The 12233-nt window shown below is 59.7% G+C and carries 15 protein-coding genes and 1 pseudogene; 9 read left to right on the top strand and 7 right to left on the bottom strand.

Annotated elements, in window-relative coordinates; all coding sequences use genetic code 11:
* Nucleotides 1-66: 66 nt before the first annotated feature.
* Nucleotides 67-651: a TetR/AcrR family transcriptional regulator gene (locus tag BSU04_RS07685; RefSeq protein WP_089160039.1), complete on the bottom strand. Its 585-nt coding sequence runs from the start codon at nucleotides 649-651 to the stop codon at nucleotides 67-69.
* Between the two features lie 147 nt (nucleotides 652-798).
* Here BSU04_RS07685 and BSU04_RS07680 point away from each other — a divergent pair, with 147 nt between their 5' ends.
* The 4 genes from BSU04_RS07680 (at nucleotide 799) to BSU04_RS07665 (ending at nucleotide 3027) form a co-directional block, all read left to right on the top strand.
* Nucleotides 799-1266 carry a nuclear transport factor 2 family protein gene (locus BSU04_RS07680; RefSeq protein WP_089160038.1) on the top strand — a complete coding sequence of 156 codons (468 nt, stop codon included), beginning with the start codon at nucleotides 799-801 and terminating at the stop codon, nucleotides 1264-1266.
* Between the two features lie 227 nt (nucleotides 1267-1493).
* On the top strand, nucleotides 1494-1826 hold the full coding sequence (locus BSU04_RS07675; protein ID WP_089160037.1) for a hypothetical protein: 333 nt from the start codon (nucleotides 1494-1496) through the stop codon (nucleotides 1824-1826).
* 178 nt (nucleotides 1827-2004) lie between these two features.
* Complete coding sequence (locus BSU04_RS07670) at nucleotides 2005-2442, top strand: response regulator (protein WP_089160036.1); 438 nt, start codon at nucleotides 2005-2007, stop codon at nucleotides 2440-2442.
* A gap of 318 nt (nucleotides 2443-2760) precedes the next feature.
* Nucleotides 2761-3027, top strand: coding sequence for a hypothetical protein (locus BSU04_RS07665; RefSeq protein WP_089160161.1), 267 nt, complete (start codon nucleotides 2761-2763; stop codon nucleotides 3025-3027).
* Between the two features lie 154 nt (nucleotides 3028-3181).
* Here BSU04_RS07665 and BSU04_RS07660 read toward each other — a convergent pair whose 3' ends face one another.
* A complete protein-coding gene (locus tag BSU04_RS07660; protein ID WP_089160035.1) occupies nucleotides 3182-4144 on the bottom strand; it encodes a chemotaxis protein in 963 nt (320 codons plus the stop codon).
* 382 nt (nucleotides 4145-4526) lie between these two features.
* On the opposite strand from BSU04_RS07660, the gene BSU04_RS07655 reads away from it, so the two are divergent.
* The 3 genes and pseudogenes from BSU04_RS07655 (at nucleotide 4527) to BSU04_RS07645 (ending at nucleotide 7100) form a co-directional block, all read left to right on the top strand.
* Nucleotides 4527-4967 carry a CBS domain-containing protein gene (locus BSU04_RS07655; protein ID WP_089160034.1) on the top strand — a complete coding sequence of 147 codons (441 nt, stop codon included), beginning with the start codon at nucleotides 4527-4529 and terminating at the stop codon, nucleotides 4965-4967.
* A 281-nt stretch (nucleotides 4968-5248) separates the two neighbouring features.
* Nucleotides 5249-6258: pseudogene (locus tag BSU04_RS07650) on the top strand (diacylglycerol/lipid kinase family protein).
* Nucleotides 6255-7100: a metallophosphoesterase family protein gene (locus tag BSU04_RS07645; RefSeq protein ID WP_089160033.1), complete on the top strand. Its 846-nt coding sequence runs from the start codon at nucleotides 6255-6257 to the stop codon at nucleotides 7098-7100. The pseudogene BSU04_RS07650 and the gene BSU04_RS07645 overlap by 4 nt, the downstream one beginning before the upstream one ends.
* A gap of 53 nt (nucleotides 7101-7153) precedes the next feature.
* Here BSU04_RS07645 and BSU04_RS07640 read toward each other — a convergent pair whose 3' ends face one another.
* Nucleotides 7154-7552: a PPC domain-containing DNA-binding protein gene (locus tag BSU04_RS07640; protein WP_089160160.1), complete on the bottom strand. Its 399-nt coding sequence runs from the start codon at nucleotides 7550-7552 to the stop codon at nucleotides 7154-7156.
* 89 nt (nucleotides 7553-7641) lie between these two features.
* On the opposite strand from BSU04_RS07640, the gene BSU04_RS07635 reads away from it, so the two are divergent.
* Both BSU04_RS07635 and BSU04_RS07630 read left to right on the top strand, forming a co-directional pair.
* Complete coding sequence (locus BSU04_RS07635) at nucleotides 7642-8031, top strand: MAPEG family protein (RefSeq protein ID WP_089160032.1); 390 nt, start codon at nucleotides 7642-7644, stop codon at nucleotides 8029-8031.
* 26 nt (nucleotides 8032-8057) lie between these two features.
* The gene (locus BSU04_RS07630; RefSeq protein ID WP_089160031.1) at nucleotides 8058-8732 is read left to right on the top strand and encodes an alpha/beta hydrolase; all 675 of its coding nucleotides are present in this window, start codon (nucleotides 8058-8060) and stop codon (nucleotides 8730-8732) included.
* Here the strand turns inward: BSU04_RS07630 and BSU04_RS07625 are convergent.
* The 4 genes from BSU04_RS07625 to BSU04_RS07610 form a co-directional block, all read right to left on the bottom strand.
* The gene (locus BSU04_RS07625; protein ID WP_089160030.1) at nucleotides 8729-9694 is read right to left on the bottom strand and encodes a nucleoside hydrolase; all 966 of its coding nucleotides are present in this window, start codon (nucleotides 9692-9694) and stop codon (nucleotides 8729-8731) included. The genes BSU04_RS07630 and BSU04_RS07625 overlap by 4 nt on opposite strands.
* A complete protein-coding gene (locus tag BSU04_RS07620; protein ID WP_089160029.1) occupies nucleotides 9691-10080 on the bottom strand; it encodes a cytidine deaminase in 390 nt (129 codons plus the stop codon). Before BSU04_RS07620 ends, BSU04_RS07625 begins: the two co-directional genes overlap by 4 nt.
* Before the next feature lie 10 nt (nucleotides 10081-10090).
* Complete coding sequence (locus BSU04_RS07615; protein WP_089160028.1) at nucleotides 10091-11368, bottom strand: NupC/NupG family nucleoside CNT transporter; 1278 nt, start codon at nucleotides 11366-11368, stop codon at nucleotides 10091-10093.
* Nucleotides 11369-11520: 152 nt separating this feature from the next.
* A complete protein-coding gene (locus tag BSU04_RS07610) occupies nucleotides 11521-12204 on the bottom strand; it encodes an HAD family hydrolase (protein WP_089160027.1) in 684 nt (227 codons plus the stop codon).
* Between the last annotated feature and the right edge of the window lie 29 nt (nucleotides 12205-12233).

The raw sequence follows: 12233 nt of genomic DNA, 5'->3' as shown, positions 1-12233 counted from the left end.
CCAAGCGTGAGCTTGGACCGGCCTTGTTTTATGTGCGTGGCATAACCCTCCAGCGCCACCGCCGCGCTACACCTTTGCAGTATCGGTAATTGCCTTCACCACGCGTGCCAGCGCCTTCAATGCCACGTCGGGCGAGTCTTCAAACTGTGCGCCCACGATGGCGCCATCGACTGCCATGGCTAATGCCCGCGCATCGGCCTTCGCGGTTCTCGACGACGCCGGCAGCAGCGTCCTGATGACCGCGGCCATGTCCAGCTTGTGACGCCGCGAAATATCGACCGCTTCGGGCAGGGTCCCGCCCACTTCCACCACCGCGTTGATGAATGCACACCCGCGATACGCATCGCTTTCGAACCACTCTGCCAGCGCCGGCACCAGCGCATCCGCGTCGGCGCCATGACGCGTCACGGCATTGTCGAACCACGTCATCCAGTTGCGGTGCCTATACTCCAGGAACGCAACGATCAGATCATTTTTTGCTGGATAGTAGCGATAAAACGTCTTCTTTGCGACGCCCGATTCCGCGATCACACGATCGATTCCGGTCGCACGAATACCATCCCGATAGAACAGCGCGTGGGCCGTGACAAGAATGCGCTCGGCCGGTGAGAGGTCCGCCAAAAGCTCTGTATTTTCTGAATGATTGTCCATAGCGGATCATTGTAGACAGGTCTGTCTCCCTGCGCTAGAGTGAGGCAGTAGACAGATCTGTCTACTTTCTTATCATCCTATCGACTGACAACACAATCGACACTACGTCATCGGTCAATCAAAGCTCCACGATCAAAAGGAAACGCCATGGAAAGCAAACCGCCGTTCCCGCCATTCGATGTTGACACCGCCCGCCAAAAGGTCCGTCTCGCGGAAGACGGCTGGAATTCCCGCGACCCGAAGCGGGTTGCCCTTGCATATAGCGAAGACACACGCTGGCGCAATCGCGCAGAGTTTGTGTCGGGACGTGCTGAGGTGGAGGCGTTCCTGGCGCGCAAATGGGCGCGTGAACTGGACTACCGGCTGATCAAGGAGCTGTGGGCGTTCACCGGATCTCGGATTGCGGTGCGCTTCGCTTACGAATGGCACGATGATTCCAAAAACTGGTTCCGCAGCTACGGCAATGAGAACTGGGAGTTCAACGCAGCTGGCTTGATGACGTATCGGCACGCGTGCATCAACGACTTGCCGATCAAGGAGTCCGAGCGCAAATATCACTGGCCGCTGGGTCGCCGTCCCGACGATCATCCCGGCTTGAGCGACCTGGGCTTCTGATTGCAGCAAGCGTCGGCGGCGTGGCAATTGAAAGGCAATCTGGCCTTCCATTGTCCCTGCCGTGCAACTCGAATCAAGCAACGGTCGCCCGGATTTGCGTTATTGTTGGGCCAATGCCGCGTGACACAGAAAGTACTTATGGTTGTCACGCCCTACGGGTAGACTCGCGCGGTGCAAGAGGGCCGTCGGGCGCAGCCCGACCCTTTTCGCTTCATCGGGGAACACAAATGGAAGATCGCGTCGAGCAGGACGAACCTACGCAAACCACGGCAGACGGACTGACGCGGCTCGCGACGAGCATCGTCGAATTGCTGGGCGAGCAAGCCATCGACAGTCGTCTGGGAGCCAAATTGCTCAAACGGCTGGAAAAAGAAGCGAAGCTGGTAGAAGAATCCGGGCCGCAACCGCTGAACAAGACTCAAAAACGCAGTTTGCGCGACGCGCTGGACGGACTCGAACACGCAGTGCGTCAGGTCGATGCAAATCTGTTGGTATCGGCGAACGCAAAACTACGCTCGACGGACGAATCTTCCAGCAAAAAGGCCAAAACGAAAGGCTGAAACCGGACCGGCCATCGCCCTGCGAAGCCCGCGCGGCGTTAGTTTTAAGCGCGTCTGGCTTTATCGGACAAGAGATTTGGCGGTTTTTTCACCATGCCGACACAAACCGTTCGCAGCAAACGAGCAGGATGGCGCGGAAAATGCTGCGTTTGCTGCACATGCATAAATCTGAGCGGTCATGGTTCCAGTCTCTTCTACCCCAAACTGCGTGTTGTGGACCGATCGGAACGTCGAAGCGGACGCCGAGCGCTGGCGCATTCTGGTTGTCGACGACAACGCGGCCAGCGCCGAAGGCCTTGCCGCGGCGCTGAGCGCGGACGGTTGTGACGCGCGTTATGTGCTGAGCGGCGTCGACGCGCTGCAGGCTATTGACGGCTGGGTGCCGCACGTCGTGGTGCTCGATATCAGCATGCCGGAGCACGATGGTTTTGCTACCGCGCGGGTTCTGCGCAGGATTTCTCCCACCCGAAACGCTGGAATCATTGCTTTTACGGCACTCGGCGAGGATTACGTGCGTTCAAAGGGTCTGCACGCAGGGTTCGACGGTTATTGCCAGAAGGGCAATGCGCCCGGTGTTTTGGTCGACCTGATCAGCCGGCTGGTTCAGGTTCATTGAACGTTCCCTGACATTCAATGGGGTTTCGTTGGACGACCGATTGAAATTTTATCGGTTTCGCCAGGTCCGGCCCCTAAAAATCGTTCTTACCGCAACTTCCGGGTGAGCCTTTTCCAGGCTCGCTCGCGTCTATTTTCCCCGGTCCGTACGTCCTCCCATTATTGGCTTATTGCGAAAAGTGTATTGAAGTTTATGGGGATAAAAAACCGATAGTAGGGGTATACACTGCATTTCATCGACGAAGCAGCCACCGAAAGAAGTTTGACGCTGCGACGCCTTCTGAACCAGTCGAAAGTCCAACGTATATCGGAGCTCACCATGAAAAAGAATCTTCTCGCATCGTTACTCATCGCCGCTACTGCTTCTATCGCTGTTCCGGCATTTGCCAGCGGCTACGGTCCGGCACCTTCGTATCGCCCGTCGGTTGGCGCTCCAGTTTCGCAACAAGGCCTGAACACACAAACCATCGCTGCACAAAACAACGCTGATGCAAATGCCTACGGTGGCGCACGCACCTCGGTGTCGCAATCGGGTTCAAGCCGCGACCGTACGAACAACGCGCAATCTGTCTTCTTCGGTCAGTAATTCCGTAGCTCTCAGGCTCCTACGCGCACGGCCGGCACTACGCGCGCCGTCGTGATCGCGCCAAGCCTGGTGATCGAGTAGTACCGAAACGCACAAACGCCCGCTGAACGAAATTTCAGCGGGCGTTTGTGTTTGTGCGTGAAAAACAATCGCTTCAGGTGCCTGTCATCTTGAGTGCATCGCGCATCACCGCCGCCAGTTCTCCCGCGGCAAACTTGGCCACATAAGCGTTCGCGCCCACTTTGCGCACGTGCTCCTCGTTCGCCGATCCAGACAACGACGAATGGATCACAACGGGAATCGCCTGCATGCCGGCATTCGCCTTGATACGGCGTGTCAGCGTAAATCCGTCCATTTCCGGCATTTCGAGGTCGGTCAGGACGAGTGCGATTTCATCCGCGGCACAGCCGCCATGTTTTTCAGCCTTGCTCTGCAAGTCTTCCAGCACGTTCCACGCTTCCTGGCCGCTCTTGGTCATGATGAACTGCACGCCCATCGCGGTCAGGCTTTGTTCGATCAGGCTGCGCGCGACGCCCGAGTCGTCGGCGGCAAGCACCTTGGTCCCCGGTTTCAGAACCAGCCGGCCGGTGCTCGATTCATTGATCTCCACTTGCGTCGATGGCAGCACGTCACGCAGGATCTGTTCGACATCGAGTACTTGCGCGAGTCGCGAGCCGTCCACGTTGCCGTCGAGGCGCGCGAAGCTGGTCACCGTGCGCCCGCTCGAATGCGATTCCGCAGATAAAACCTGATTCCACTCCAGCCGTACGATGTCATCGACTTCTTCGACGGCAAAACCTTGCGTCGTGCGCGCGAATTCGGTGACAAGCAGGATCTTGAGACCGTTCTTCGGCTGGCAACCGGTGACCTGCGCCAGATCGATCACGGGGATGATCTGGCCGCGGATATCGGCGACGCCAAGAATCTCCGGGTTTGCGCCGGCGACCACGGTGATCGGCGGCATCGCGAGGATTTCGCGCACCTTGAACACGTTGATGCCGTATAGCTCGCGTTGTTCGGAGTCCGGCGCTTCGCCCAGGCGAAACAGGAGCAGTTCGAACATGTTGTTGCCGGCGAGCCGAACCCGCTGTTCGATGTCGTGTTGTGAACTGCTCAAAGTGGTTCTCCTGATCGATTTATGCCGCGCTTCTAAATAGCCGGTTCCTGATTAGCGGCGCGGTGCGGAGAAACTGAAGCACTTTTCGGCGCATTGTGACGGGACTGTTTCATACCGGTCGAAAACGCGCGTGCGGCAGTATCGGGATAGACCCTCGGACGGTTAAAAAGCAGTGTTTTCCAGCGTTCACGCGGCAGGTGTCTGGCCTATACTTTTTGAATGGGCTGGGTAATATGAATGTAAGGCGCGGGATGCCAGGCGAATGGTTCAACGCGGCGGGCTGGGAAGTGTCAGCCAACGTGCCGCGCTCGGGCGCCGGCTACCCATCCCTGTGGAACGGCCCGCCATTCGGCGGGCGTCGCGCGGTCAACGGAGGCGTTCGATGGCAACAGTCGCACAAGTTCTTAATTCGAAACCCGATCACACCATCTTCACGATCGCCGACACGGCATCGGTCTACGAGGCCATCGCGATGATGGCGGAGAAGCACATTGGCGCTTTGATCGTGACTCACGGCGAAGCGATTGTCGGCATCATGACCGAGCGCGATTACGCGCGCAAAGTGGTGCTGATGGATCGCGTCTCACGACAGACGCCGGTGCGCGAGATCATGACCTCGCAAGTGCGTTTCGTGCGTCCGGACCAAACCACGGACGACTGCATGGCCTTGATGACCGAGCGACGCATGCGGCACTTGCCGGTGATCGATGGTGAAAAGCTGGTGGGCATGATTTCAATCGGCGATCTGGTGGCGAATATTATCTCCGAGCAGCAGCTCACCATTCATCAGCTCGAGGGATATATACGAGGCGAGCACATGTAGCTTGCCCGGGAGGGATGCAGCGCGGCGTGAAGACGCCGCGCTGTGTTTTATGGTTGTTGCCGCTGCATGTGTATCGAGTTCATGCGGTTCGTGTCATCTCGCGTCGTCCGCCTTCCTTCCGTCAAAACCCGCTGCGGCGGTTTCGTTCACGCAATCATCTTGTAAGCTAATTGATATAATTGTCAGATGCTGCGCATGGCCCTGATACCCTGGGCCTGACGTTGACGCGTCCGATCCATCGCCAAGTTGCATTTGGCCCTGACCTTAGAGGAGCGCCGTTCATGACGCCCCCCGATCTTTCCCTTTCCCCTTCGTATACAGGTTCCGCTGGTCATGAGCCGCGCGTCATCGCTGCGGACGCACCGTTTATTGTCGTGATGAACGCGGGTTCGGGACGCAAGCAAAGCGACAAAACGCGCGCTGCGCTCGAAGAGACCCTCGGGAGAGCCGGGCGCCAGTTTGACGTTCGCCTGGTCGAGCAACCTTCCCGACTCGCCGATACCGCGCTCGAGGCGGTACACGATGCGAAATCGCGAAACGGCGTGGTGGTCGGCGCAGGCGGCGACGGCACTTTGTGCGCAGTGGCGCAAACGGTGCTCGGCAGCGGGTGCGCGTTTGCGGTGCTGCCGCGCGGCACATTCAACTATTTCAGCCGAAACCACGGCATCCCTGCGGACCCCGCCGAATCCATTCCTCTTCTGCTCAACGCGCGAGCGTTTCCGGTCCAGGTCGGCTTGGTGAACGAGCGCATTTTCCTCGTCAATGCGAGTCTCGGTTTGTACCCGAAGCTGCTGGAAGACCGCGAGATCTACAAGCGGCAGTTTGGCCGCAGCCGCCTGATCGCTCTGTTGTCCGCGGCCGTGACGCTGCTACGTCCGCACCGGCATTTGCGCTTGCACATCGAGCACGATGGCACAATGCATGAGGTTCGGACGTCAACGCTCTTCGTGGGTAACAATCGCTTGCAGCTAGAACAAATCGGCATGGCGGAAGCACCACAACTGGAACGCGGTTTGCTGGCCCGATTGCGCCACGGGCAATCGGGCGCCTTGCGCAACTTGGCCTGACGCTGCGGGGCGCGGCAGGCCGGGTGAGCGATGCGGACAACGTGATCAGTTTCGCCTTCAGGCGCATCACAGTGACGCATCCATCTAAACGTCAACGGCCTGTGAAGGTTGCGACCGATGGCGAGATAAACTGGATCACTCTGCCGCTCGAATTTCGTGTTGCCCCGGAGCCGCTGTTCCTGCTCAAGCCCGAGGCCGACGTGGCCAATGCCAATCGCTCATGACCCTGTTGCTCCAGATTTCAGATCCGCACTTCGGTACCGAACAACCACCAGTCGCGGCAGCGTTGCTGCGTCTCGCTAATACGTTGCGGCCTGATCTCGTTGTCATGTCCGGCGACATCACGCAACGCGCCAGGCGTGCACAATTCAGCGCCGCGCGGGCATTCGTCAAATCATTCGGTGCGACGCCTTTTGTTGTCGTGCCGGGCAATCATGACATTCCGCTGTACAACCTCTTCGCGCGCGTTGCACACCCGTATGCCAATTTCCGGCGCGTGTTCGGGCACGATCTCGAACCCGTGTTCGAATCGGCTGAGCTGCTGGTAATCGGTGTGAATACTACGCGGGCACATCGTCATCAGGATGGCGAAGTATCGGAGCAGCAAGTGGAACGCGTGGTCCGCCGGCTCGAACATGCGGCAGCGCGGCAACTGCGGGTTGTCGTTACGCATCAGCCTCTTGTGGCGGCGCGTGCCAATGATATCCGGAACCTGTTGCACGGCCGCGAACATGCGGTTGAACGTTGGTCGCAAGCAGGCGTGGACCTGATCCTGGGCGGTCATATCCATCTCCCGTATGTGACGCCGCTGCATGTTGCGTACAAGGACTTGCCGCGTCAGATGTGGGCCGTACAGGCGGGAACCTCCTTGTCGTCGCGCGTGCGCGGGAACGTGCCCAATTCGGTGAACGTGATTGACTACGACGCGTCCACTATGGGCGCACGTCGTGCGGTCGTTGCGCGCTGGGATTTCAATCAGGCGAGTGCATCGTTTGAACCCAACATGCAGCACGAACTCGACCTGGATAGCGAGTCACTCAAGACGCCATCAACGATGTTCTTATGAAGCAGATCGAAGGGCGGTATGTCGGCGACGCGCAGGTACCGGCCGTCGTGGCGTCAATCCTGAGGGTGTATCGACAGTTCGGGAAAGCCGGTGCGCGGATCGAGTTCGCGTGAGAAGCGTACACGGTCCAGACAAACCATGAGGATTTCCGCTGTCGTGCGCACAATGCATCCCGCCGATACATGACCGCCGACCACACGGCCTTCGGCATTCGAGACGCTCATGTGAAGATGCGCGCCGTCAGCTGAAAGTGAGCCGGCCAGCGTCAGGATTTCGAGGTCACCGTCAAGCCGGGTCGGCTGGTCGAGGCCTGCATAACGCAGGTTCGCCACGCTCAGGCTGCCGATGCCCTGCATCACGAACGCGGCGCCCATGGCCTGGTCCCGCGCGATTGTCTCAAGCGCGGCGCGCAGGTCGTCGCCGGGAACAAGGCGCACTGGAAGTGTTTGCATGAGGGAATGCCCAAGGCTACGCAATGCATCAATGATGGCATGATGATTCCGGTTTCGCGCATCGACCTCCAATCAAACTGACATTTCCCATGACAACCGAACTTCATATCCTCGCCTGGACGCTTGTCCTTGCCCTTATTCAGGTGCTGCTGCCGTCGGTGGTGCGCAGCCGCGAAACCGGCTTGGGATATAACGGCGGACCGCGTGACCAGGCAGGGCCGCCGGTCGGCAAGCTGACCGGCCGTCTGATGCGCGCCCAGAGCAACCTGTTCGAGACCTTGCCCGTGTTCGCTATCGCCATCCTGATCGCGCACATGGTTGGCCGCGAAGGCACGCTAACGCTTTACGGCGCGTGGTTGTACATTGTCGCCCGCGTGGTCTACGTCCCCTTGTACGCGGCAGGGATCCCGTTCCTGCGTTCGCTCGTATGGATGGTCTCGCTTTTCGGCATCATTCTTGTTCTCGTCCCTATTATTTGAAACCATCCGAAACCGGAGTCCAGTCAATGACCGCTTTGCTCACCACCATCGACGTGGAAACTGCGCCGAATCCCGAGTTCGCCGTGATCCTGATGCACGGCCTGGGCGCCGATGCCAACGACTTCATCCCGCTGGTGCCCGAGCTTCGCCTGGGCGACTTGCCCGCCGTGCGTTTTGTGTTTCCGAACGCCACCGAAATGCCGGTTACCGGCAACAACGGTTATGTGATGCGGGCGTGGTACGACATATTGTCGTTCGAAGGGGTGAACCGCCGGGTCGATGAAGCCGGTTTGAAGGCGTCGTGCGAGCGGATTCGCGAACTGATCGCGCGGGAGAACGAGCGCGGTATTCCGACCTCGAAGATCTTCCTGGCGGGGTTTTCGCAGGGCGGGGCAATGACCTACACCGCGGGGCTCACGCATCCCGAGAAACTGGCTGGACTGATCGTGCTGTCCGGTTATGTGCCGTCGCCTGGTTTGATCGATGCGGCGTTCAGCGAAGCGAACCGCGACACGCCTATTTTCGCCGCGCATGGCACGCAAGACCCCGTGCTGCCGATCGAGCTGGCTGTTCAAGGCCGCGACTTCGCGCTCGCGCACGGTTTCAAGCTGGAGTGGCATACCTACCCGATGCAGCACTCGGTCTGTGCCGAAGAAATCGAGGCCTTGCGCGTGTGGCTAGGCGCAAGGCTGGGTGGTTAAAGCGCCTTGAACAAGGTGTTTTTATACAACTCGAGCATGCCGGCTGCATCAACGCCGATGCAGACCGATTGGGCCGGACGGTCGTCCCAGTCCGGCGCGGGAACGTGCATGGTCGAGGGTTTCTGTATCGTCTGACCGGTCGCGATACCGCTGGTCAGCGCACGTACGGGACCCTTGCGCACCGTATAAAGATGCGGAGCCAGCACGTACGCCACGGCCGATGAATCGTGGACATAGATGCCTTCGAGCCCAGCGCTGTCGTGGTGGAACTGCGCGTAATGCCGCGATACGTCCCACACAAAACGGCCGGCCTCGCCTGCGCCATCGCGAATCGATGCAAGCAATTCGTTCGGCATGATCGTGTTTTGCGTGACGTCGAGGCCGACGAGCGTGACCGGCCATGCTGCGCCGAGCACGAGATCCGCTGCATCGGGGTCGCACAGGATGTTGGCTTCGGCCGCCGGCGATACGTTGCCGAGTACGCCGTCTATACCAAACGCCCCACCCATGATGACAACCTGCTTCACGAGTCCGGCAATACCCGGGTCGGCTTTCAGCGCGAGCGCCAGATTCGTCAATGGACCGACCGCGATCAGTGTCACATCACCCGGAAAAGCGCGAACCGTATCGATCATGAACTGATGCGCGGGGCGCGCGTCGAGCGTTGCATCGGCGGGCTGGCTCAGTTCGATATTGCCGAGTCCATTGTCGCCGTGAATCCAGCCAAGCGGCGCAGGCGGCGCACGATGCAACGGCGCTGCCGCACCGCGTGCCACCGGCACGCCGGGTGCAAAGCGCGAACGCAGATAGAGCGCGTTAGCCGTGGTCGTTTCTATGGTCGCGTTGCCGAACACGCTCGTGATGCCAAGTAGTTCGATCTCGGGATGCAGCGCCTGGAACACCAGCGCCATGGCGTCGTCGACACCCGGATCGGTGTCGTAGATGACCTTATGGCTTGTCATAGGTAAAACGCGTCGGGGAGTTGTTCGCGGGCGGTGGTGTCGCGGATCACGCCATTGAGATTGCCAAGGCGAATGGTCAACTCGGGGCCGCCCAGTTCAATGATCACCTGACGGCACGCGCCGCAGGGTGCAATGGGTCCGTCGGTGTCGCCGATTACGGCGAGCGCTGCGAATTGATCGCGGGCGTAACCTGCTGCAATCGCGCTGAAAAACGCCGTGCGTTCCGCACAATTGCATAATCCGTACGATGCATTCTCGACGTTGCAGCCATCGAACACGTTGCCATCTTTTGTTAGCAAGGCGGCGCCGACCTTGAACCTGGAATAGGGTGCGTAAGCGCGCTCGCGCGCGTTCTTCGCGCGTTCGAGCAACTCGTCCATCGTCATGATTTTCTCCTTAGTTCAGCGTCAGGAACATGCCCGCGATCGTCGCGCTCATCAGGTTCGAGAGCGTGGCGGCGAGCACGACGCGCAGGCCGTAGCGTGCCACTTCCGCGCGCCGCTCCGGCGCAACCGCGCTGAAGCCGCCGGTCAGCACGGCGATCGACGAGAAGTTCGCGAAGCCGCACAGCGCGAAAGACAAGATCGCTATGGTACGCGGATCGAGCACCTGCAAGCCAGCTGCGGCGACGCTGGCGGAGTCCTTCAAGTACGGAGACAGCGACGCGTAGGCGACGAATTCGTTGAGGATAAGTTTCTGACCGAGGAAGTTGCCGGCGAGCGCGGCCTGGTCCCAAGGCACGCCAATCAGATACGCGAGCGGCGCGAACACGGCGCCGAGCACGGATTGCATCGATACATTGGGGTCGCCGAACCATCCTCCTATGCCGCCCACAATCCCGTTCAGCATGGCGATCAAGCCAACGAACGCAATCAGCATGGCGCCGACCATGACCGCGATCTTCAAGCCGACGGTTGCGCCGGAACTGGCCGCTTCGATCACATTCGCCGGGCGTTTTTCGTCGAAGCTGAGGTTTTCGAGCGTGACGCGGCTGGCTTCGCTGGTGGGGTGGATGATCTTGGCGAACAGCAGTCCGCCCGGCACAGCCATGAACGACGCAGCCAGCAGGTATTCGACCTTCACGCCAAGGCCCGCATAACCGGCGAGCACCGAACCGGCGACCGCCGCCATGCCGCTCGACATCACGGCGAACAGTTCCGCGTTGGTCATATCGCGCACGAACGGCTTCACGACCGCCGGCATTTCGCTTTGGCCGAGGAAGATGGTGGTGACGGCCGAGAACGACTCGATCTTCGACACCCCGAGCAGCTTCTGGAAGATCGTGCCGAGCACGATCACGATCCAGCGCATGATGCCGAGGTAATAGAGCACCGAGATCAACGCGGTCACGAAGATGATGGCGGGCAGCACGCGTACGGCGAAGACGAAACCGCCGTTGCCGAAGAGTTCGAACATCTTCGATTGAACGAGACCGCCGAACAGGAATTCGATGCCGGCGTTGCCGTAGCCGAGTACATGATTGACGCCCGCTGCCGCAGCGGAGAGCACGCTTTTGCCGAAGGGCACGAACAGGATGAAGGCGCCGATGCCCACCTGCGCCATCAACGCGGGCACGACGGTGCGCAGGCGAATTCCGCGGCGATTGGTGGAAAAGATGAAAGCGATGAGCAGCAGTACGGCGATGCCAAGCAGATTGCGTGCGATCAGGGCCATGTCTCGCTTTTATGTTTATCAGAGGAATGGGCGGATGCTACGCCATGTGCAGCGTTTAGAGAATAGGGCGGGACAGGACGGAAAACTGTGCCCGCGACGCGTCCGCGGGCCGCCTCAATTCTCCGTTTGAAGCCTCGGGGCGAACAAAAACCCTATGCGAATAACTCGATGACCGGCCAGTTGCGCTCGGCTGCAATCACTCGCAATTTCGCATCGGGGTTTGTTGCAACCGGATGGGTGACACGCTCCATCAACGGCACGTCGTTGACGGAATCGCTATAGAAATAGCTTGCTTCGAAATCCGCCAGCTTCAATCCCTGGGCAGCCAACCATTGCTCGGTGCGAACAATCTTGCCTTCGCGGAAAGTCACCACACCCACCGAGCGGCCGGTGTAGCGCCCGAGCGGATCGTCGCCTTCAGTGCCCAGGTCGATGGCAAGCAAATGCTCAACGCCAAGCGCCTTCGCAATGGGTGCCGTGATGAACGCATTGGTCGCGGTCACGATGCAGCACAAGTGCCCTGCCTCCAGATGATGGCGCAACAGCGCAAGCGCTTCTGGGCGGATGGCCGGTTCGATCACCGTCTTCATGAAGGTTGCATGCCACGCGTCAAGTTGCGCGCGTGGATGACGGGCGAGCGGCGCGAGCGTCAGGCCCAGATACTCGTCCATGTCGAGTGTGCCGGCGACGTATTGCTGATAGTACGCATCGATTTCCACCGCATGGTCCGCACCGCCCTCGAAACCCAGCGTGGCGTAGAAGCGTGCCCACGACTGATCGCTATCGAGCGGCAGCAATGTGTGATCCAGATCGAACAGCGCCAGAGTACGACTCATCCGTATAGCCCTTGATTACCGGTAGAAAG

This window comes from Caballeronia sordidicola, from assembly GCF_002220365.1.
Taxonomy (GTDB): Bacteria; Pseudomonadota; Gammaproteobacteria; order Burkholderiales; family Burkholderiaceae; genus Caballeronia; species Caballeronia sordidicola_C.
Note: the sequence above shows the minus strand (reverse complement) of the source record. Positions and strands in the feature narration are given on the sequence as shown.